This window comes from Herbaspirillum sp. RTI4, from assembly GCF_034313965.1.
Taxonomy (GTDB): Bacteria; Pseudomonadota; Gammaproteobacteria; order Burkholderiales; family Burkholderiaceae_D; genus Herbaspirillum.
The window spans coordinates 2,692,950-2,714,856 of record NZ_JAVIWQ010000002.1 but is presented as its reverse complement, the minus strand read 5'-3'; the positions used below and the strand labels follow the sequence as shown (position 1 = coordinate 2,714,856).

20 protein-coding genes are annotated in these 21,907 nt (G+C 56.4%); 13 read left to right on the top strand and 7 right to left on the bottom strand.

What is annotated here, in order from left to right; genetic code table 11:
- Positions 1 to 6 precede the first annotated feature (6 nt).
- Positions 7 to 1,083: a putative zinc-binding peptidase gene (locus RGU70_RS12070; RefSeq protein ID WP_322209643.1), complete on the bottom strand. Its 1,077-nt coding sequence runs from the start codon at positions 1,081 to 1,083 to the stop codon at positions 7 to 9.
- Positions 1,084 to 1,206: 123 nt separating this feature from the next.
- Here RGU70_RS12070 and pgm point away from each other — a divergent pair, with 123 nt between their 5' ends.
- The 3 genes from pgm to RGU70_RS12055 all read left to right on the top strand — a co-directional run bounded on the left by pgm (position 1,207) and on the right by RGU70_RS12055 (position 3,719).
- Positions 1,207 to 2,868 carry a phosphoglucomutase (alpha-D-glucose-1,6-bisphosphate-dependent) gene (pgm, locus tag RGU70_RS12065; RefSeq protein ID WP_322209642.1) on the top strand — a complete coding sequence of 554 codons (1,662 nt, stop codon included), beginning with the start codon at positions 1,207 to 1,209 and terminating at the stop codon, positions 2,866 to 2,868.
- 184 nt (positions 2,869 to 3,052) lie between these two features.
- Positions 3,053 to 3,295, top strand: a complete 243-nt coding sequence (locus RGU70_RS12060) for a DUF6139 family protein (RefSeq protein WP_322209641.1) — start codon at positions 3,053 to 3,055, stop codon at positions 3,293 to 3,295.
- Between the two features lie 256 nt (positions 3,296 to 3,551).
- Positions 3,552 to 3,719, top strand: a complete 168-nt coding sequence (locus RGU70_RS12055) for a hypothetical protein (RefSeq protein ID WP_322209640.1) — start codon at positions 3,552 to 3,554, stop codon at positions 3,717 to 3,719.
- On the opposite strand, the gene RGU70_RS12050 is transcribed toward RGU70_RS12055, so the two are convergent.
- On the bottom strand, positions 3,714 to 4,370 hold the full coding sequence (locus RGU70_RS12050) for a Crp/Fnr family transcriptional regulator (RefSeq protein WP_322210793.1): 657 nt from the start codon (positions 4,368 to 4,370) through the stop codon (positions 3,714 to 3,716). The two genes, RGU70_RS12055 and RGU70_RS12050, sit on opposite strands and share 6 nt — an antisense overlap.
- A 221-nt stretch (positions 4,371 to 4,591) precedes the next feature.
- Here RGU70_RS12050 and RGU70_RS12045 point away from each other — a divergent pair, with 221 nt between their 5' ends.
- From RGU70_RS12045 to RGU70_RS12010, 8 genes are all read left to right on the top strand, one after another.
- Positions 4,592 to 6,553, top strand: coding sequence for an AMP-dependent synthetase/ligase (locus RGU70_RS12045; protein ID WP_322209639.1), 1,962 nt, complete (start codon positions 4,592 to 4,594; stop codon positions 6,551 to 6,553).
- A gap of 8 nt (positions 6,554 to 6,561) precedes the next feature.
- Entirely contained in the window at positions 6,562 to 7,440 is an 879-nt protein-coding gene (locus RGU70_RS12040) for an ABC transporter ATP-binding protein (RefSeq protein WP_322209638.1), read from the top strand.
- A 79-nt stretch (positions 7,441 to 7,519) separates the two neighbouring features.
- Entirely contained in the window at positions 7,520 to 8,434 is a 915-nt protein-coding gene (locus RGU70_RS12035) for a branched-chain amino acid ABC transporter permease (RefSeq protein ID WP_322209637.1), read from the top strand.
- A 116-nt stretch (positions 8,435 to 8,550) separates the two neighbouring features.
- Positions 8,551 to 9,627, top strand: coding sequence for a branched-chain amino acid ABC transporter permease (locus RGU70_RS12030; protein WP_322209636.1), 1,077 nt, complete (start codon positions 8,551 to 8,553; stop codon positions 9,625 to 9,627).
- A gap of 73 nt (positions 9,628 to 9,700) precedes the next feature.
- The gene (locus RGU70_RS12025; protein WP_322209635.1) at positions 9,701 to 11,023 is read left to right on the top strand and encodes an ABC transporter substrate-binding protein; all 1,323 of its coding nucleotides are present in this window, start codon (positions 9,701 to 9,703) and stop codon (positions 11,021 to 11,023) included.
- 75 nt (positions 11,024 to 11,098) lie between these two features.
- A complete protein-coding gene (locus RGU70_RS12020) occupies positions 11,099 to 11,902 on the top strand; it encodes an ABC transporter ATP-binding protein (protein WP_322210792.1) in 804 nt (267 codons plus the stop codon).
- A 47-nt stretch (positions 11,903 to 11,949) separates the two neighbouring features.
- Positions 11,950 to 13,215, top strand: coding sequence for a phenylacetate--CoA ligase family protein (locus tag RGU70_RS12015; protein ID WP_322209634.1), 1,266 nt, complete (start codon positions 11,950 to 11,952; stop codon positions 13,213 to 13,215).
- Between the two features lie 351 nt (positions 13,216 to 13,566).
- Positions 13,567 to 15,486 (top strand): SurA N-terminal domain-containing protein, encoded by a 1,920-nt coding sequence (locus RGU70_RS12010; protein WP_322209633.1) that lies wholly within the window; start codon positions 13,567 to 13,569, stop codon positions 15,484 to 15,486.
- Here the strand turns inward: RGU70_RS12010 and RGU70_RS12005 are convergent.
- Positions 15,458 to 16,108 (bottom strand): arylesterase, encoded by a 651-nt coding sequence (locus tag RGU70_RS12005; RefSeq protein WP_322209632.1) that lies wholly within the window; start codon positions 16,106 to 16,108, stop codon positions 15,458 to 15,460. The two genes, RGU70_RS12010 and RGU70_RS12005, sit on opposite strands and share 29 nt — an antisense overlap.
- Before the next feature lie 43 nt (positions 16,109 to 16,151).
- Here RGU70_RS12005 and RGU70_RS12000 point away from each other — a divergent pair, with 43 nt between their 5' ends.
- Entirely contained in the window at positions 16,152 to 16,859 is a 708-nt protein-coding gene (locus RGU70_RS12000; protein ID WP_322209631.1) for an ABC transporter ATP-binding protein, read from the top strand.
- A 145-nt stretch (positions 16,860 to 17,004) separates the two neighbouring features.
- Positions 17,005 to 17,139, top strand: a complete 135-nt coding sequence (locus tag RGU70_RS11995) for a hypothetical protein (protein ID WP_322209630.1) — start codon at positions 17,005 to 17,007, stop codon at positions 17,137 to 17,139.
- Here RGU70_RS11995 and RGU70_RS11990 read toward each other — a convergent pair.
- The 4 genes from RGU70_RS11990 to tagF form a co-directional block, all read right to left on the bottom strand.
- A complete protein-coding gene (locus tag RGU70_RS11990; RefSeq protein ID WP_322209629.1) occupies positions 17,126 to 18,637 on the bottom strand; it encodes an NAD(P)H-hydrate dehydratase in 1,512 nt (503 codons plus the stop codon). The genes RGU70_RS11995 and RGU70_RS11990 overlap by 14 nt on opposite strands.
- Before the next feature lie 268 nt (positions 18,638 to 18,905).
- Positions 18,906 to 19,949, bottom strand: a complete 1,044-nt coding sequence (gene tssA, locus RGU70_RS11985; RefSeq protein ID WP_322209628.1) for a type VI secretion system protein TssA — start codon at positions 19,947 to 19,949, stop codon at positions 18,906 to 18,908.
- Between the two features lie 173 nt (positions 19,950 to 20,122).
- On the bottom strand, positions 20,123 to 20,929 hold the full coding sequence (locus RGU70_RS11980) for an OmpA family protein (RefSeq protein WP_416186515.1): 807 nt from the start codon (positions 20,927 to 20,929) through the stop codon (positions 20,123 to 20,125).
- 3 nt (positions 20,930 to 20,932) lie between these two features.
- Positions 20,933 to 21,901, bottom strand: a complete 969-nt coding sequence (gene tagF, locus RGU70_RS11975) for a type VI secretion system-associated protein TagF (RefSeq protein ID WP_322209627.1) — start codon at positions 21,899 to 21,901, stop codon at positions 20,933 to 20,935.
- Positions 21,902 to 21,907: the final 6 nt, after the last annotated feature.

The window sequence follows — 21,907 nt, the reverse complement described above, 5'->3', positions numbered from 1 at the left end:
CAATCCTTACGGACGTTGCGCCTGCAGCATGCTGTCGATGAAACGCAGTTTTTCAATCACTTTCGGCGACAGCATGAAGGGGTAGGAGTCGGCCACGCCGACGCTGCGGCTGAGGCTGTTGAGGACATAGGTCAGCGCCAGCCAGTTTTTTATCAGATTGTCGAAAGCAACATCGGCTACCAGCGGTGCGTTGACAGCGGCGGCGAGGTCGAGCCGGGGTTCGGTATTTTTTTGCGGCGTGGCGGATAAACCGCAGGCTTGCGAGGTTTCCAGCGTATCGATCATGTGCAGGTAATGCGCCCAGGACTCGGCCCAGTCTTCCCACGGATGGGAGCCGGCATAACTGCTGATGAAGTTCTGATTCCAGTCGACGGCCGGGCCGTTGGCGTAATGCGCTTCCAGCGCTTGCTGATAATCGAGCCGTTCGTCGCCGAACAAGGTGCGAAATCCGGCTTCCCAATGGGTGCCGGCAATCAGTCGGTCGAAATAATAGTGGCCGCTTTCATGCCGGAAGTGGCCGAGCAGCGTGCGGTAGGGTTCATGCATTTGCTCTCGGGTGCGCTCGCGGACGACCGGATTGGCTTCGGCGATATTGAGCGTAATGAGGCCGTCGGCATGGCCGGTCAGTACCGGTTCGCCGCCGGGGACGCTGTCGAGGAATTCGAAAGCGAGGCCGCGCACGGGGTCGTCGGCCTTGGAAGGCGGAAACAGATTGAGTTCGGCCAGCGTGTAGAGCAGGCGGCGTTTGGCCGATTCCAGTCGCTCCCAATAGACCCGGTTGTTGGAATTGGTGAGCTCCGGAATGATTTGCGTGAGCTGGCAGGAGGCGCACAGCTCATGGGGTGAGTCGGCGTCCAGCATCCAGTTGCAGACCTGCATTTCGGTGTAGTTTTTGCATTGCTTGTACTTTTTTCCGGCGTTGGCAGGATTGATGCCGCGCCAGATTCCCGCTTCGATTGCGGCTTCGTAGGCATTGACCAGCATCAGATCGGGCTGGTAGCCCAGCATGCTGCCGCAGTTTTCGCAGACTACATTTTCAAAAAAGACATGCTGGCCGCAAGTGTCGCAGTGGAAGGTTTTCATGAGCGGGAGTTTTCTCCCGATAAGCGGGGATTGTTTCTGAATTTGGTTGCACAGCAGGATTATTCCAGGCTTCAGGGATAATACCTTTTTTTATCCTATTCTTTCTGAAATGGACGTCATGGTATGAGCAGCATTCATGAACACGCAGGCAAACTGGCAGACCCTTCGGCGCTGGTAGATATTTCTGAACTGATCACGGCTTACTTCACTTTGCAGCCAGAGCCGGATCAGCCTACGCAACAGGTGGCTTTCGGTACGTCCGGCCATCGTGGCATGGCGCTGCAGCGCAGCTTCAATGAGTGGCATGTGCTGGCCATGACGCAAGCGCTTTGCGATTACCGCGTGCAGCAGCATATCGACGGGCCTTTGTTTGTGGGGATTGATACGCACGCGCTGTCGACGCCGGCATTTGCCAGCACGATGGAAGTGCTGGCGGCCAATGGGGTGACGACCATGATTCCGGCGGGCAAGCAATACACGCCGACACCGGCGGTGTCGCACGCCATCCTGTGCCATAACCGTGGCCGCGCGCCGGGTGCCAGCGGCGCGGCCGACGGGGTGGTGATTACCCCTTCGCACAATCCGCCGGACAACGGCGGTTACAAATACAACTCGCCCAATGGTGGCCCGGCCGATACGGTGGTCACGCGCTGGATAGAGCAGCGCGCCAATGAGTATCTGGAAAAGCGTCTGGCGGGTGTGCGCCGCATCAGCTTTGATGGCGCGCTGCGCGCCGCGACGACGCATCATTACGATTTTCTGGGGCGCTATGTCGATGATCTGGAAGCGGTGATCGACATGGAAGTGATTCGTTCTTCCGGCATTGTGCTGGGCGTGGATCCGCTCGGCGGCGCTGGCGTGGCGTATTGGGAGCGCATCGCGGATCAGTACCGTCTGCATCTGGATGTGGTCAATCGGGTGGTGGATGCCACTTTCCGCTTTGTGCCGCAGGATTGGGACGGGCAAATCCGCATGGACCCGTCTTCGCCTTACGCCATGTCGGGCCTGATCGGAATGAAGTCGCGTTTTGATGTGTCTTTTGCGTGCGACGCCGACCATGATCGTCATGGCATTGTGGCCAAGAGCAGCGGCTTGCTGCCGTCGAATAATTATCTGGCGGTGGCGATCGACTATCTGTTTCGTCATCGGCCTGACTGGCGCTCCGATGCCGGTATCGGCAAGACACTGGTCAGCAGCCAGCTGATTGATCGTGTTGCCGCCCGGCTGGGCCGGCCGCTGGTGGAAACGCCGGTCGGGTTTAAATGGTTTGTCGATGGTCTGCACGATGGCAGCCTGGGATTCGGCGGCGAAGAAAGTGCTGGCGCGTGTTTCCTGCGTAAGGACGGACAGGCATGGAGTACCGATAAGGACGGCATCACGGCGGCGTTGCTGTCGGCAGAAATGACGGCGCGCACCGGTCGCGATCCGGGCGAGACCTATCTGGAACTGACGCAGCAACTCGGCACGCCTTTTAATGGTCGGGTGGATGCGCCAGCGACGCCGGCGCAAAAGAAAATTCTGTCGAAATTGTCGCCGCAAGATGTGGATTCGACCGAGCTGGCAGGCGAAAAGATAGAACGCATTCTGACGACCGCACCGGCCAATCAGGTGCCGTTCGGCGGTTTGAAAATAGAAACGGCCAACGGCTGGTTCGCTGCCCGGCCTTCCGGCACGGAAAATATTTATAAGATTTACGCTGAAAGTTTCCGCGATCAGGCGCATCTCGACAAAATTTTTGAGCAGGCGCAACACATCGTAACGACCACGCTCAAGCGGCAGGACTGAGAGGGGACTTCCCGCATTCCTACATGACTTGTAGTCGATAGCCCCTTATGTACTTACTGCCAATGTCGTACATTGTTGTGGGCAGACAATAGGCTTTTTGCTATTGCGGCCCTTTGCTCTGTACACTGGGTAGCGACAGCCAGTAATGAGGGCGATTTGTTGGTTAATCCTTTTAGGGGGAAAAATGATGAGAGTGGATATTTACAAGCGTGCAGAAAGTGGCAACTTATATTCTTACCTGGCCGTGCCGGAAGAAAAACCATTGCCGCAGGAAGTGACGAGCACGGATTGGGTACCGGTTGAAAAGAAGGTCGATATCACCGATGCCAAACGGCCTAAATATACCTTGAGCCCTGCCGATCTGATTATCCAGATTCAGCAAAAAGGCTATGCCATCACGCGCTTGCAGGATCAGTCTCCGCATTAAACCCTTGCCGATATCGACGTGTTGTCCGGTATCGGCAAATCGATGAGTAAGGATTTTCACTGAGGAGTTGTCGTATGCACCGTCCCGAAGAAATGCCTCCCATCGAAACCCCGCCGCTGGAACCCGCCCAGCAGGAATTGCCGATTCCGCATCAGAATCCGGTCTGAGCGATTCTTTCCGGTCCCGGTGCAGCGTGCTGGAACCGGGGGTTGTCGCTGTAGCGCCGGCAATCGTTTGTCGCCATGAAAGCCACGTCATGAACGATCTATTCCACACCCCTCAGGACTCGCCGCAGTCGCCGCTGATGCCGCCTGCGCCGCCTGTCTTGCCCGATGCCCCCGTGCCGCTGGAGGAGCCGCCGGAGCTGGTGCCGGAGCCTATCCCCGAAGAAGAACCTGTGCCGCCGCTCAAGACTAATTTATGAGTGAAACTGGCGCAATCCTTCCAGATCCAGAATCGTGATGCTGCCGTAATCGACGCGCAGCAAACCGGCGCGTTCCAGTACCTGCAACGCCTGATTGGCCCGCTGGCGTGAAGCGCCGGACAGATTGCCGATTTCTTCCTGCGACACCTGCAATTCCAGTCCTATACCGGGATTGAGATGCGGATTGAACAGTGCTGCCAGGCAACGCGCCACGCGGGCGTCCGGTTCCAGCATGCGGTCGTATTCGACTAATGAAATGAACATGCCCAGGCGTTCGTTGAGCTGCGTCACCATGAAGCGGTTGAAGCCGATACTGGTTTCCAGCAGCCACAAATAAGTCGCCTTCGGCATGAACAGCAACTGACTGTCGCGCAGCGCCACCACATCGTATTTGCGCGGCTCATCCTTGAGCAGCGAACCTTCTCCCAACCAACCGCCGGTCGCCATACCAGCGAAAGACACCGGCTTTCCTTCCGGCGACACGCTGCTCATTTTCAGCAGGCCTTCATGCACGCCTATCCAGTGCGTCACCGCATCGCCTTTGCGACAGACAAAATGCCCGGAAGGAATCAGGCGCGTGACGACCTCACCTTGCACGCGGGCAAGTTGCGCGGCGTCAAGTGCAGGAGCCCATAAGGTTTTGGCCAGCATCTGCGCAATATCAGGGGCGGGGGAGGAAGTGAAGTCGGTAGCTAAGGTCATATGATGCGTCGCAATATCGAAAGGTCGGGCAATTGTCCGTCAAATGACAACCCGAGGGAGCGCCACCGACTACTATCATCCCATAAAAGCAGACGGCCACGACGCAGAAGCGTAAGTGGAACGTAAGTAAGTCGGCCCAGACTGGGTCCATAAAATAAAAGGTGGGGACGATGGTGGAGACAACACGACGTCCAGAAGCGGAGACATTGCCACGTCTGCTTCTGTTGCATGGACAAACGCGGCCGCAGCGGCCGGCGTTTCGCGAAAAAAATCTGGGCATCTGGCAAACCACCAGCTGGGAACAAGTGGTGGCGGAAGTCCGTGCGTTTGCCTGCGGTCTGGCGGCGCTGGGATTTCAGCGCGGCATGCATCTGGCCATCATCGGCAACAATTGCCCGCGACTGTATTGGGCCATGTCGGCCGCGCAATGTCTGGGTGGCACGCCGGTGCCTTTGTATCAGGACGCTCCGGCAGCGGATATGGCCTATGTGCTGGCCGATGCCGAAGTCGAGTTCGTGATTGCCGAAGATCAGGAGCAGGTCGACAAGGTATTTGAAATCCGCGAAAATCTGCCGCGCATCGCGCACATCATTTACGACGACGAACGCGGCATGCGCAATTACGACCAGCCCGCATTGCAGTCGTTTGCCGCCATCCAGGAGCTGGGCCGCGTCTACGACCACGATCATCCGGGCTTTTTCGAGCGGGAAATTGCCGCCGGTCATCCTGACGAAATTGCCGTCATTCTCTACACCTCCGGCACTACCGGCAAGCCCAAGGGCGTTTGCCATACCCACGCGGCCATGATTGCCACCGGGAAAACACTGGTCGCTTTCGATCACTTGAATGAACGCGACGATGTGCTGTGCTACTTGCCACTGGCCTGGGTCGGCGATTTTTTGTACTCCTTTACCCAAGCGCACATCGCCGGGTTTTGCCTGAACTGCCCGGAGTCGCCCAATACCGTCACCAGCGATCTGCGCGAAATCGGCCCGACTTATTATTTCGCGCCGCCGCGCATCTACGAAAATATTCTGACGCAAGTGATGATCCGCATCGAAGACGCCGGCTGGATCAAGCGTCATCTGTTTCACACCTGCATGCGGATTGCGCGACGCAGCGGCATTGCCATTCTTGACCGCAAACCGGGCGTCCCCTTTACTGACCGCATCCTGTATGCGATCGGTGAGTTATTGATTTACGGGCCGCTGAAAAATGTACTGGGCATGTCGCGTCTGCGCGTGGCTTACACCGGCGGCGAAGCGATCGGCCCCGATCTGTTCGACTTCTACCGTTCACTCGGCATCAATCTCAAGCAGCTCTACGGCATGACAGAAACCTGCGTCACAGTCTGCATGCAGCCTTCCGGCGACGTCAAACTCGACAGCGTTGGCCGTCCTATGCAGGGCGTCGAAGTGCGCATCGACGCCAGCGGCGAAGTGCTGGTGCGTTCTCCCGGTCTGATGCAGGGCTATTTCAAACGGCCCGATGCCACCGCCGAAGCAATCGATCAGGAGGGTTATTTCCACACCGGCGACGCTGGCTTCTTCGATAGCGAAGGGCATCTCAAAATCATCGACCGCGCCAAGGATGTCGGCAAGATGGCTGGTGGCGCGATGTTTGCGCCCAAGTACATCGAAAACAAATTGAAATTTTTCCCCTTCATCAAGGAGGCAGTGGCTTTCGGCAATAACCGGGAACGCTGCACCGCCTTCATCAATATCGATCTGGATGCCGTTGGCAACTGGGCCGAGCGGCGCGGTCTGGCGTATAGCGGTTACACCGATCTGGCGGCGCATCAGAGCGTGTATGCGCTGGTCTGCGAGTGTATGGAAAAGGTCAATGCCGATCTGGCGCGCGACCCCTTGCTGGCCGATTCGCAAATCCACCGTTTTCTGATTCTGCACAAGGAACTCGATCCCGACGACGATGAACTGACCCGCACCCGCAAGGTGCGCCGTGGTTTCATCGCTGAAAAATACGCCGTCCTCATCGACGCTCTGCATAGCGACAAAACAGAGCAATACATCGAGACTCAAGTGAAATTTGAAGATGGCCGGCAAGGCATGATTTCGGCCACCCTGCGGATTTCCGAAGCACGCACTTTTGCCAATTTGTCCAACGCTGCATGAGTGCCAATATGAATGCCACTATGAAACGACATGTGAACGAGGAGCTGCTGCCTCCCGCCGGCGAAGCCGTCGCCCCTGCCGAGCCGGACGTCGCCGCGCCAGACGCCCGACGCAGCACCGGCGAAGTCATCCTGGACATGCAAAATATTTCCCTTTCGTTTGGCGGCGTCAACGCTTTGACCGATATTTCTTTCGATGTGCGGGAGCATGAAATCCGCGCCATCATCGGGCCTAATGGCGCGGGGAAAAGCTCAATGATCAATGTCATCAACGGCATTTATCATCCGCAACAAGGCCGCATCCTGTTTCACGGGCAGGAACGGCGCGGCATGCGGCCAAGCCAGATTGCGCGACAGGGCATTGCGCGTACCTTTCAAAATATCGCCTTGTTCAAAGGCATGACCGTACTCGACAACATCATGACCGGGCGCAATACCAAGATGCGCAGCGGTGTGCTGGCCAATGCCCTCTGGTGGGGCCGGGCGCGCAACGAAGAATTCGAACATCGGCGCAAAGTCGAGGAAGTGATCGACTTTCTGGAAATCCAACACATCCGTAAAACTCCGGTCGGCCGCTTGCCTTACGGTTTACAAAAACGGGTGGAGCTGGCGCGGGCGCTGGCGGCCGAACCTTCGGTGCTGCTGCTGGACGAGCCCATGGCCGGCATGAATGTGGAAGAAAAACAGGACATGTGCCGCTTCGTGCTGGACGTCAATCAGCAGTTCGGCACCACCATCGTCCTGATCGAGCATGACATGGGCGTGGTGATGGATATTTCGGATCGGGTCGTGGTGCTGGATTACGGCAAAAAGATTGGCGATGGCACGCCCGAGGAAGTGATGCAAAACCCGGAAGTGATCAAGGCTTATCTCGGTACTTCCCATTAAAAAATTCCGAAGTTAATTTGTTCGATAGCGGGGCCACGTACGCGCCGCTACATTTTCTCAAAGCGTCACGGAGACCAGTATGCAATTCTTTTTTGAAGTGGCGATCAGCGGTTTGTTGTCCGGGCTGATGTATTCGCTGGTGGCGCTGGGTTTCGTCCTGATTTACAAGGCATCCGGCGTATTCAATTTCGCACAGGGCGCGATGGTGTATTTCGCTGCGCTGGCAGTGGTCGGACTGATGGATCAGGGTCTGCCAATGTGGGCCGCCATCATCGGCGCATTTGTGATTATGCTGATACTGGGATTGGCGACCGAACGCTTCGTTTTGCGCAAGCTGGTCAATCAGCCGGCCATTACCTTGTTCATGGCGACTATCGGACTCTCATTTTTCCTGGAAGGCTTGGGGCCTCTGCTGTTTGGCGGCGAAGTGCGCGCTATCAATCTGGGCATCGTGGATGAGCCGATTGCCGCCATCATGGACGGCATTGGTATCGGCATCTCCAAATTCGATTTGTTCGCCTCCGGCATGGTGGCGGCGCTGGTGTTGCTGCTGGCCTTGTTCTTCCAGAAAACCAAGGTCGGACGCGCTTTGCGCGCCGTGGCCGACGATCATCAGGCGGCTTTGTCGCTCGGCATTCCCTTGCAACATATCTGGGCCGTGGTGTGGGGTGTCGCCGGATTTGTCGCGCTGGTAGCGGGATTGTTGTGGGGCTCGCGCAACGGGGTGCAGTTTGCTCTGACCATGACGGCGCTGAAGGCTTTGCCGGTATTGATACTGGGGGGCTTTACCTCGATTCCCGGTGCGATTGTCGGTGGTCTGATTATTGGCGCGTCGGAAAAACTGGCCGAGATTTATATTCCGCCGGTGCTGCAAGACCTGTTCGGCGGCAACTTCGGCGGTATTGAGGGCTGGTTTCCTTATGTGTTCGCGCTGCTGTTTTTGCTGGTGCGGCCAGAGGGCTTGTTCGGCGAGCGACACATTGATCGGGTCTGAGGCAGCGTTCGTCAACGCCACCCCAGCCTCAACCCAGTCTCAACCCAGCCTCACCCCAGCGTAAGCACAACGATCCGGGTCAACCGGACGCAGAGAATTCATTCACGGAGACACACATGCTGTATCGCGAAGCAGGGCAGTTCAAGACATCGTATGGGGCCGACAGCCAGATTTTCCCGATCCGGCAAGATCGTATCGGCATGGCCTTATTGCTGGCAGTGGCCTTCATCGTGGTGCCGCTGACCGGCAGCGAATACTGGTTCTCTGCGATTCTGATTCCCTTCCTGGTGTTTGCGCTGGCGGCGATGGGTTTGAATGTCCTCACTGGATATGCGGGTCAGTTGTCGCTGGGCTCGGCAGCGTTCATGGCTGTAGGCGCGTATGCGGCGTACAACTTCCAGTTGCGCATCGAAGGGATACCTCTGGTGCTGAGTTTCATTCTGGCGGGTTGTTGTGCGGCGGCAGTCGGTGTGTTGTTCGGTTTGCCATCGCTGCGGATCAAGGGCTTTTATCTGGCGGTGGCGACGCTGGCGGCGCAGTTCTTCGTGGTGTGGGTATTGACCAAATTTGCCTGGTTTTCCAACGATAGTTCGTCGGGCGTCATCAGCACACCGAAAATGGATTTCTTCGGTATCGCGATTAATTCGCCAGTCAAAAAATATGTATTCGTGCTGGGAATCGTGTGCGTGATGGCATGGCTGGCCAAGAACATGGCGCGCTCGTCCACCGGCCGGGCTTGGATGGCGGTGCGCGACATGGACGTGGCCGCCGAGGTGATCGGCATTCCTCTGATGAAAACCAAACTGCTGGCATTTGCGGTCAGCTCGTTTTATTGCGGTGTGGCCGGTGCGCTGTATGCGTTTTGCTATCTGGGTTCGGTCGAGCCGGATGGTTTTTCGCTGGATTTGTCGTTCCGTATTCTGTTCATGGTCATCATCGGCGGCGTCGGCAGCATTCTCGGCTCCTTCCTTGGCTCGGCCTTTATTTTGCTGTTGCCAATTTTTCTGGATCAGGTTTTGCCGCCGCTGGCTGCGCTGCTGCATCTGCCGTTCACCAACGCCTCGGTATCGCATATTCAATTGATGATTTTCGGCGGGCTGATCATTTTCTTCCTGATCGTGGAACCACATGGTTTGGCGCGCTTGTGGCAGATCACCAAGGAAAAGCTGCGGCTGTGGCCTTTCCCGCACTGAGTTTGTAACAGGTAATGAGTAATCGGCACTTTGCAGTAATCCACTTAATGTTAGTGAAGGATGGAGACAAAAAATGAAAACAACACAACAACTGATGCTCGCTGCCGCCACCGCGGCGGTATTACTGGTTTCCGCATTGCCTGCGGCGGCGCAGACCAGCGAGCAATTCATTGCCATTCCCAGTTATCGGGTCGGGCCTTACGGTACTAACGGTCAGTCGTATTACGGCGGCTATGTCGATTATCTGAATTACCTCAACATCAAGGAAGGCGGCGTCAATGGCGTCAAGCTGTCCTGGGAAGAGTGCGAGACCGAATACAACAATGCCAAGGGCGTGGAGTGCTATGAACGCTTGAAAGGTAAAAACAATATTACCCACGGTACGGCGATCAACACCATGGCCACCGGGATTTCTTACGCGCTGATCGACAAATCGGTCGAAGACAAGGTGCCGCTGTTGATGATGGGCTATGGCCGTACCGATGCGGTGGATGGCTCGGTCTTTCCTTATGCGTTCCCGCTGGTGACGACCTACCAGATGCAAATTTCCGCCATCGTGAAATTCCTGGCGAATAAAAACGGCGGTTCGCTGGCCGGCAAGAAAATCGCTTACCTGTATCACGATTCTGCCTATGGCAAGGAGCCGATTGTGGCGATTGAAGCGGAAGCCGCACTTGGTAAATTCAAGGTGGTGGAAATTCCGGTGGCCCATCCCGGCAACGAGCAGGGTGCGCAGTGGTTACGCATTCGCCAGGAAAATCCCGATTACGTGATCTTCTGGGGTTGGGGCGTGATGAATCAGACTGCCTTGAAGGCAGCGCAAAAAGTCGGCTATGCACGCGACAAGATCATCGGTTCCTGGTGGGCGGGTTCGGAAGAGGACACGGTTCCGGCCGGCGATGCCGCCAAGGGTTACATGAGCGCGACCTGGAGTGTTTCCGGGACTTCCGTGCCGGTCATCACCGACATCCTGAAAGTGCTCTACACCACGGGCAAAGGCAATATGCAGGACAAGGCCAAGGTCGGTTCCAGTCTGTATAACCGTGGCGTTTCTGCGGCGCTGGCGACGGTCGAGGCGATCCGCACTGCGCAAGCCAAGTATGGCAAAGGCAAGGTCATGAGCGGCGAACAGGTGCGTTGGGGTCTGGAAAATCTGAACATTACCAATGCCCGCCTGCAACAAGTCGGCGCGACTGGTTTGCTGCCGGAAATCAAGACCTCCTGTGAAAACCATGAAGGCTCAGGCAAGGTCAAAATTCAGCAATGGGACGGTACTAAATGGGTGCTGGTGTCCGACTGGATTGAAGGCAACAAGAACCTGATCCATCCGCTGTTCAAGGCATCCGCCGCGAAATATGCGAAAGAAAAGGGCATGACGCCTGCCTGCCTGAAGTAAGCGAGAGTAAATGTGGTGGCCGGCGAGGGCGCAGTGCCGTCGCCGGTAGTGTTGATGGGCGAACCGGGAATTACCATGAGCAATGCATTGAGCATCAATAACATTGAAGTCATTTACGACCATGTCATTCTGGTGTTGAAGGGCGTATCGCTGCAAGTGCCGGCAGGGAAAATCGTCGCCTTGCTGGGCGCGAACGGCGCAGGAAAAAGCACGACCCTGAAAGCGATTTCAAATTTGCTGAGCGCGGAACGGGGCGACGTTACCAAAGGCAGCATCGAATATCTGGGCGAACGGGTTGACCGGCTGACGCCGAACGATCTGGTCAAACGCGGCGTGATTCAGGTGATGGAAGGCCGCCATTGTTTCGGCCATCTCACCATCGAAGAAAATTTGCTGACCGGCGCTTATACGCGGCAGGTGAGCGCGGCGCAGATTCGTCAGGATCTGGAAAAGATTTACGACTACTTCCCGCGTCTCAAAATCCGGCGCAAGTCGCAGGCCGGCTATACCTCCGGCGGCGAGCAGCAGATGACCGCCATCGGACGCGCCATGATGGCCAAGCCCTCCATGATTTTGCTGGACGAGCCGTCGATGGGTCTGGCACCGCAGATCGTTGAAGAAATCTTTGAAATCGTTAAGGACTTGAATAGCAAGGAGCAGGTCTCGTTCCTGCTGGCGGAGCAAAACACCATGGTGGCGCTGCGTTATGCCGATTTCGGTTACATCCTGGAAAACGGCCGCGTAGTGATGGAAGGGGCGGCGGCCGATCTGGCCAGTAATGAAGACGTCAAAGAGTTTTATCTGGGCGTGTCGTCCGCTGGGCGCAAGAATTTCCGCGACATGAAATTTTACCGACGCAGAAAACGCTGGCTGGCCTGAGTTCTGCTGTTTTTCCCGTTTTTTTACCCCTTCATCGCGAATCCGCCATGGCCGACATTTTCAATCCGCAACAAACACGCGATCCGCAGCAACGCGAACAGGCGCTGATGGCGCAATTGCCTGCTCTGATTGCCGCAGCGCAAACTGCGCCCGGCTGGAGCCGGATACTGCAAGGCGTGCCTGCCGCCGATATCCACAGCCGCGCGGCGCTGGCGCAATTGCCGGTGACCCGCAAGTCGGAATTGCATCAGTTGCAGCAGCAGCAAGCGCCGTTCGGCGGGTTGAATGCAACGCCGCACCGGCAGTTGCGTCGTCTCTACGTTTCACCCGGGCCGATTTTCGATCCCGAGGGCTGGGGTGAGGACTGGTGGCGTTTTTCTGCGCCGATGACGGCGCTGGGGCTGGGAGCCGGAGATATTGTCCTCAATTGCTTTTCCTACCATTTCACGCCGGCTGCGTTCATGGTCGAAGGCGCTGCCGCCAAACTCGGTTGCGCCGTGATTCCGGCGGGTGTCGGGCAGACTGAGTTGCAGGTGCAGGCTATCGCGGCACTGCGACCGGATGCCTATGTCGGCACGCCGTCCTTCCTCAAATTGATTATCGAAAAAGCCGCTCAGCTCGGGGCGGATATCAGCAGCTTGCAAAGGGCGCTGGTCAGCGGTGAAGCATTGCCGCCGTCCTTGCGGCTCTGGTTGCAGGAACATGGCGTGGCGCAGGTGCTGCAACTGTATGCCTCTGCGGATGTAGGTAATATTGCCTATGAAACCCTGTTTGAGGGGCGCGTTAATCCGGGCATGGTGCTGGATGAGCAAGTGATTCTGGAAATCGTGCGCCCCGGAACCGGGCAGCCGGTAGCGCCGGGCGAGGTCGGCGAAGTGCTGGTGACTTCGTTTAATCCCGACTATCCACTGATTCGTTTTGCGACCGGTGATTTGTCGGCCGTGCTGGAAGGGGTGTCGCCTTGCGGTCGTACCAATACGCGCATCAAGGGCTGGATGGGTCGCGCTGATCAGACGACCAAAGTGCGTGGCATGTTCGTCCACCCGGCGCAAATCGCGGAAGTGCTGCGGCGTCATCCGCAAGTGGGCAAGGCGCGGCTGGTGGTGTCCGGCGAGCTGGCCGATGACCGTATGACATTGCACTGCGAAAGCGATGTGCTGTCGTCGCAGGAGACGCAAGTGACTGAAATAAAGTCGGCGATCGAGAATAGCATCCGCGATCTGACCAAGTTGCGTGGCGAGGTCTTGCTGGTGGCGCGAGGCAGTTTGCCCAATGATGGCAAGGTCATTGACGATGCGCGCCGCTATGAGTGATTCAGTACGAGTGATTAGGTGCAAGTGATTAGGTGCGAGTGATTCCGGGCGAGTTGCCGGCTCCGTATTCCTTGTCTCAAAATTCAAGTTGGCTCAAATCGCCATAGAGCGTCGCTATGCCCCGGCCATCCTGCATGGCTGTGTATAATGGCGAGCGGATGTCGTGGCCAGGATCTCGGGTAGTACCTGAGGTGCTTGCCGGAGCGGCAAAGCGCCGACTTATCTGAAAGGCGAACGGATGTTCGCCTTTTTTGTTGGCAGTTTGCGCGCAGATTCATATTCAGATTGATACCCAGATTCGCCCCAGATTTTCACACTGTTATCGTCGCAACCCGTTTTGATTGGCTGACCATGTTTGAATTTATCCGTTCCCACCAGCGCCTGATGCAATTTTTGTTGCTGCTGTTGATTGTTCCCTCTTTTGCTTTCGTCGGTCTGAGCGGTTATAGCCGCATGTCGGATGATGCCAATGCCGTAGCGAAGGTCGATGGACAGACTATTACCCAGGAAGAATGGAATTCGGCGCAGCGTCAGCAGCTTGATCGTCTGCGGCATATGTTCGGTGAGCAGTTCGACGCCAAGATGTTCGATACGCCGGAAGCCAAACGGGCCGTGCTGGATAATCTGATCGGACAACGCGCCTTGTCCGCCGAAGCGGTACGCGCCAGGCTGGCAGTGTCGGACCAGACCTTGCAGCAAAACATCCTGGGCATTCCGGGGCTGGTCAAGCCGGACGGCAGTTTCGACAATGAGCAATACAAGATGTTGCTGGGCGCTCAGGGTATGACCCCGGCCATGTATGAGTCGCGCCTGCGGCAAGACATGAGTTTGCAACAACTCAATACGGCGATTCAGGCCAGCACATTTGCGCCGAAGACCGTGGCAGCGCGCTTGTCTGATCTGAATGAGCAGGAACGCAGCGTTCAGGAGTTGACTTTACAGGCGGCGGATTTTCGCTCCCAAGTCACGATCAATGACGATTTGCTGAAGGCTTACTACGAAAAAAATGGCAAGCAGTTCGATTTGCCGGAACAAGCCAGCATTCAGTATCTGGTGCTCGACAGTGCCGCCGTGGCAGCGCAAGTGTCGGTCTCGGATGCCGATGTGCAGTCTTACTACGATCAAAATGCCAAGCAGTATTCGACCCCGGAACAGCGTCGCGCCAGCCATATCCTGATTACGGTCAAGAGTGGTGCTTCGGCTGCGGACAAGTCTGCCGCCAAGGCAAAGGCCGATTCGCTGGTCGCGCAATTGCGCAAGAAGCCGTCTGACTTCGCGGCACTGGCCAAAGCCAACTCGCAAGATCCCGGTTCGGCAGTGCAGGGCGGCGATCTGGGTTATTTTGGCAAGGGCATGATGGTCAAGGCTTTCGACGATGCCGTCAGTGTGCTTAAAGAAGGGCAAATCAGTGATCCGGTTGCTTCCGAATTCGGTTATCACATCATTGAACTGACGGGTATCAAACCGGAGTCAGTCAAGCCGCTGGCAGAAGTGAAAAGCGAAATTGCCGCGACGATCAAGCAACAACTGGCGTCGAAAAAATATACGGAACTGGCAGAAATTTTCACCAATACCGTCTACGAACAGGGCGACAGTCTGCAACCTGCCGCCGATAAGCTGAAGCTGACTTTGCATACTGCCGACAAGCTCACGCGCCTGCCTAATCCCTCTGCCGGTGCGGCTCCTTATAACAATTCCAAGTTTCTGACGGCTTTGTTCACGGATGATGCGATCAAGAGCAAGCACAACACCGAAGCCATCGAAGTCGCTGCCAATACCCTGATTGCCGGACGCATCGTCAGCTATAAGCCAGTCGCCCGCCGTAGTCTCGATGAAGTCCGTGCGCAGGTACAGGAAAAAGTCTTGCGGGAGCAGGAAGTTGCGCTGGCGGTCAAGGCCGGAGAAGACAAGCTGGCGGCACTGAAAAAGCAAGATGACGCCAGCGGTTTCGGCGCCGTCAAGAATGTGTCACGCGTGAAGGCAGAGGGTTGGGATGAACCATCCCTGTTAGCCGTGATGAAGGCTGACGTCAGTAAGTTGCCTGCCTATGTGGGTGTCAGCGGCGCGAGCGGCAGCTACAAACTTTATCGCATCAGCAAAGTCGAACAGGCCACTGCGCCTGACGCTGCACGCCGTCAGGCCGAGCAGCAAGAGGTTTCCAACGTCCTGGCGCAGCAGGAAATGCTGGCCTATATCCAGGTGCTGAAGGAAAAGGCCAAAGTAAAACTGTTGAAGACCGCGCTCAAGACTGGTGAAGTCGAGACGCGTTAAGCAGTGGTAGCAAGGACGGCCATACATTGTTGAGCATGGCCGGATGCGCTTGTGCCAGCGGGTGGAGGCGATCTGCCTGAAACAGCTCCGGTTTGTCGGCAATGCCTTCTAATAAAAACGGTGCCAGCGCGGATTTAGTCTGACTGGCTACCGCTGGAAACACCGCAGTAAATTGACGGGTGTAAGCGGGGCCGTAATTAGGCGGGATCTGCATACCCACCAAAAGTACTCTGGCATGGGCTTTCTGCGCCATGCCGACCAGTGCGAGCAGATTGGTTTTCGTGTCGCTCAGCTGCAAGCCACGCAGGGCATCGTTCGCACCAAGCTCAATGATCACAATAGCCGGACGCTGCGCTGCCAGCAATGCCGGTAGTCTGGACTTGCCGCCGCTGGTGGTGTCGCCGCTGATGCTGGCATTGACGACGACGGCGTCATTTTTTTGCGCCTTCAAGCGCTGCTGCAACAGATTGACCCAGCCGGTACCCCGGGCCAGACCATATTCGGCGGAAAGGCTGTCGCCAAGCACAAGCACGGTTTTTGGTGCAGAATGGGCCGCTACTGCGCTCATGCCCAGTAAACATCCCAGTACCAGACCCGTCGCTGCGCGCCGCCATGTCGGCATTCTGTTTGCTACCTTCTCCAACCTACTTAGTTGACTATTACGCATGTCTGAATCCTCTGAATTTTCTGCATTATCTGAAGCAAGCGTTCCGGCCATCGAAGTGGTGAATCTGGTAAAAAAAGTGAACGATGCCGGCGCTTCTGAACTGACCATTTTACAGGGCGTCAGTTTTAGCGTGGAGCGCGGCACTACTTTGGCGATCGTCGGTGCTTCCGGCTCTGGAAAATCCACCTTGCTGGGTTTGCTGGCCGGTCTGGATACGCCTACCAGCGGCAGCGTCAAGATTGACGGCGTTGATATTTTCAAACTCAATGAAGATGCGCGGGCAGTGCTGCGCAAGCGACAACTGGGTTTCGTATTCCAATCGTTTCAATTGCTTGGACATCTGACCGCGCTGGAAAATGTGATGCTGCCGCTGGAGTTGAATGGAGATGGCGCAGCCAAGCAAAAGGCGCAGGACATGCTGGCGCGGGTAGGACTATCTGACCGCCTGAAGCATTACCCTAAATATTTGTCTGGCGGGGAACAGCAGCGGGTGGCGCTGGCGCGGGCTTTTGTCACGGAAGCGCCCTTGCTGCTGGCGGATGAACCGACTGGCAGCCTCGATGCGGCGACCGGTGAAGCGGTGATCCGACTCATGTTCGACCTGAACTGGGAGCATGGCTCTACGTTGGTACTGGTCACCCACGATACGTCCACCGCGGCACGTTGCGCGCATACCATCACGATCGGTGCAGGTCGGCTGGTTTGATTGCTCAGGACTTGCGCAAAAGATCGCGTTGTTGTCCTGCGCTGTCTTGTTTAAGCGTTCCACACTTGCACCGCCTACGACAAGGCACCTGACCAGCAGCCCGTTGCGCAAGTTTTTGTGGCGCTGAAGAGATACCGACTACCGTATGCAACAAGCCTTCATCAAGGCCAATGTCGGCGCGCAAGGTCAGGGCAAGAAGTGCATTCCTGAGATTCTGCCGCGCAATCGCAAGATCAGAGACTCTTCACCATCGTTCCGATTAGCGCTCACCGTTCATTGAGCAGGCGTCGGATGGCTACCGGTAATTCGCTGGCAGTCAGGCCCACCGGGCCTATCCCTTGAGCAACGAGTGCATCGGCCGCCGCGCCGTGCAGCCAGACTGCTGCCACAGCGGCGGCATGTGCTTCCATATGCTGTGCCAGTAAGGCGCCGCACAAGCCGGCTAGCACGTCGCCGGTTCCGGCTGTCGCCAATCCCGGGTTGCCAGTGGAATTGATGGCCAGCGCTTCTTTGCCAGCGGCGATTACCGTACCGGCTCCTTTCAAAATCACCACGGCATTGAAGCGTTGCGTCAGCAAACGCGCTGCATGCAGTCGCTTGCTCTGTATTTCTGCCGCAGTCCAGCCGAGCAGTCGGGCTGCTTCCAGCGGGTGCGGAGTGAGGATGGTCGCGCTACGTCGGTTTGACAGAATGTGTTGCAAACCGGGTTCGCCGGAGATCAGGTTGAGTGCGTCGGCATCAATTACCAGCGCTCCTGGCGCATGCAGGGCGCGCACGAGCAGATCGGCGGCATGTCGGCTAGTGCCGAGACCTGTGCCAATCACCAGCGTGGCTGTGGAAAAATCCAGGGTGTGGGCGTCGCGGCACATCAATTCGGGATGCCCCGGGTCGAATGCCGGCACAGCACCGGCAAATGCGGCAAATACCCGTCCGGCTCCCGCATACAAAGCGCTGCGGGCGGCCAGCAGCGGAGCCCCACTCATGCCATCAGCGCCACCGACAACGATGAGGTCGCCATAGCTGCCTTTGTGCGAATTGCGTCGGCGCGCCGGCCAGTGGTCGAAGATAATTTCTTTGCTAGTCAAATAGGCTTGCGCAGCGGGGAATTGCTGCATGTCCAGTCCGAGCGCGGCCACTTCAATATGTCCGCAGTAGTCCGGACCGTCCCCGGTATGCAAGCCCGGCTTGTCTCCCAGCATGGTGAGAGTACGCGTAGCGCGTAAGGCGCAGCCAGCCTTGCCACCCACTACGCTGCCGGTATCGGCATCAAGACCGCTTGGTACATCGATTGCCAGGACAGGACAGTGCAGTTGATCGATTAGCACTATCAGTGCCCGCGCCGCGCCTTCCAGCGGTCGGCTCAGTCCTATGCCAAACAGGCCGTCAATGACCAGTGAGGGGATAAACGGCAATTGCGTATCGAGATCAGTCCATTGCACGATTTCTACCGAAGCGTCGCTGGCGCGTTGCCATGCTGCTTGCGCGGCGGCAGGTAATTTCAGCGGGTCGCCTAGTAGCAATACGGTGATCGCCAGACTGGATTTTTTTAAACGATAGGCTGTTTCCAGCGCATCACCGCCGTTATTACCCGGTCCCGCCAGAATCAGTATGCGTTGTGCTTGTTGCGCGTCGGATGGAAGTTCGGCGCATAGAGTCATCGCTGTTTCGGCGCATGCCTGGCCCGCTCGCTGCATCAATGCATCAAGCGGCAGGTCAGCACCGGCAGTCTGCTCGATGGCGCGTATTTCCGAGAGAGAATAAAGAGAGTGCAACGGCATGTCACATCCTGTGAAAAATGAGAATGCGTGTGGCGCATCCCCCAGAGCAGATTCGATTCAGAAGCCCGAGGGTACTCCAAATGCAGCGACAGGCCCCAGAAAATCGATGATTAATCTGCCGCGCAGTACAATTTCAGAGCTGCGCTTCTCGCTGTGACCCGACGACGTTTGCAGTGCTTATTCAGGCTTATTCGGGCTTATTCGTTCTTATCCGAAGATGCATTTATCGCGTGTCCAAAAAGGCGTTGGCATGAAATTGCATCAAGGTTTAATTACCGGGCAAGTTGGTCTTTTTCAGGCCCAGCAATTCTTCTACATGTTCCAGTGCTGCGCCATCCTTAATGACTGTACGCAGCCAGTTGTGCAGAGGAAGGTCGCCCCAGTCCGCCGCTTTCTCCACCAGATAGGCAACGGGGCTATGCGGCTCAGTCCGGCGGAAAAAGTCGGCGACCAGACGCAACTGCATCAATGCCTGCTTCCGGCTAAGGATTGTTCCATCGGTACGGGCAGAATGCAGTGTCGCGTCTTGAGGAGCGCCGGGAGCTGGTTTGCCTGCCTCGGGCGCGGAGGGGTCTGAACCCGGCCTCTTGGTATTGGTGGCAATCCCGGCTTCTTGTGCGAAACGGCCAATGTTGAAAATCACCTCTTCCAGAGCCTCTCTGATGCCCGAAAAACCCGGTCCGTCCTGACCGGTTTTTTCGTCTATCGCTTGCTCCATTCGTTGCAGACCCTGGCGGCAATAATGCGCATCCGCGAGCAAGGATTCATAGAACGCGGCGGAGGACTTGCGTCGGGCGGACTCCATCTCCGCTAGTTTTTTTTCGTCGCCAGCACGTTTGGCGGCGTCAAACTGCATAGATGAAAACCCGGTATGGCGACCTTCAGTGATCGGCATCTCGCGTACCAGACCAGCAGAGCGCGACAGCAGCCAGCTCAAATTACCCACGCGTAATTCCTGGTCGTCCGGATCGGGAACAGGATGCAGATCATTCCAATACTGTTCGCTCAACCCTGCCAGCAAAAGATAGCCTTCTCCCAATCCTCGTAAATTACGGATTTTGGCGTTGGCTTCCGTCCACCAGACTGCCAGCCTTAAATCTTTGGTCTTGTCAGCCAGCAAGCGGGCGCAGTTGTCGACGACAAAATGCCAGTCTGCTTCTTTGATCTGGGTGACCCATTCGCCTTGATCAAGAGAGGCATCGTCGAAGCGACGTGCTTCTACGATGGCGTCAAAGTCACTGGAAAAAGACAGATCGGTGCCGCAGGCTTGCGACGGACTGATGGGTTTGAGTAAATGGGCGATTGACAGCATAGATGCTCTCCGTGTGTAAATGGGCAACAGCCGGGATGGGGTGCCATGTGATTTTAAAAAGCGTCATGGATGAAGGTCGACTAAACCCGCTTAAGCCAGCGAGTGAGCTGCCGATTAAGCGAATGCCCGGATCAATCTCAGCGGGTAATGACCGTTGGACGCGTTCAGTGGTCTCAACGTGCAACTCTGAATTCGATGCGCCGGTTGCGGGAACGTCCGTCCACGGTATCGTTGGGAACGACCGGCCGATCGGGACCCTGACCGGAGGTGCTGATGTCATCCGGATTGGCACCTTTCTGGGCTAAATATTCTTTGACTGCATCGGCTCTGGCTTTGCTGAGGGAAAGGTTGCTGGCGCGCAGTCCAAGATTGTCCGTATGGCCGATAACTTCCAGTTTTTTGCCCCGCAGTTTCAACAGAGCGGCGGACATTTCATCCAGGATGCGTTTTCCTGACGCAGTAATGGTGGTTTGTCCGCTTTCAAATTCGATGGTCCGATTAGCCAGGGTTTGATCGAGGATGTTTTGTTCTGACGCGGACACCCGTAATCCGTTTTTGATGGTGTAAGTCGGATTCAGATTACCTGCCATCTCGCTGGCAATTTGTTGACGCTGCATTTCGTTGTCGACTTCGCCCTTGATACTGACGTTGCTGCCATCGATGGCCAGCTGTCCCCTGCTGACTAATTTCAAACTGGGATTGATGAGTTTCTGCACGTAAGTATTCCAGTTGGCCGGTAGTGCTACCGGGCCGATGGAAATCTGGTCGACTACCCGGTCGACGCCATAAATTTCCTGTAGTTTGCTTAACGCATTTTGCTTGCTGGCTTCATCGGGAACGGTGCCGCTGATGAGGACCTGTCCGGGTTTGGGCATGGCGACCGGTGGGGCGATATTTTGCGCCACGCTCAGCAGCGGCATGATCGTGGCGGCCAGAAGGAGAGAGAAAATAGGGGAGAGAATGGGGGAGTAGGGACGCATGCATCAGGCTCCAATAAATGCATCACGATACGAATCATGAGCTGATTTTAACGATAGGGCGGATTGCGCCAGATAGCTGGATAATTTTTGGAGGCGGGAATTCTGGCTGACCGGCTCTTCTACCCAACTGGCCTCGTCGAAGGAAATGTGGTTATCGGAGGCAATCTGGCTATCCATGATGGATTGCAGGGTGCGTGGCGAGGCGCCGTTAAAGCCGATGATCATGACCGACTTGCCATCGAGCCGGGTGAGGATGATCGCCAGTTCAAAGTGATCGTGCAAGATGAAGGGTGTAATCAGGTGCAGCAAAAAAGAGGCGGTCAGGGTTTTATAGAGCGGATCGTCGGGCAGGGGGATCACCAGATTTTTTTGAAGGCGCTGGTCGGCATTATTCAGCAAGGGTTGCAGCAGTATTCCTAATGCCAATATCATCTGACGCAAGGACCCTGGGAATCCTGCATGGGTCAGTAGTTGCTGCAATGACCCCATGGTCTGGATTTCGGTGAAATCGGAATACACCGCCTGGTAAGCGCCAGGTCCCAACTGTAAGGGGATATCCGTGACAGTTAATTGGCGCAATGATTCAGCAGGATCCTGAGCGGCAAGCACTGTCGCGACCTGACTTTCCAGCCAGCTCCATAGGCGTGAAAAAGCCATAGGGTTCTGGTTGATGAAGTCGAGCGGATCTTCGACTTCGGCCGTGCAAACTGCCAGGAAGGGAAAACGCCGTTTAGCCTGATCCCGGCTGGCAACCAGATGTCCTGCAATAGCGCGTTTGCTATGCGGTCCGACAAAGGCGAAATGCATAGGCATGGCCGCATCGTAGGCAATTTTCCAGCGGGGCTCTGTGGCCAGCAATTCCATGGCATGCGCCAGCCATTCATCCAGAATCGTCACCAGCGGCAGGTTATCGGTTGCCTTGATGAAGTCGCCACGACTGGGAATTTTTCCAAAATACGCTATATGAGCCAATTTTTC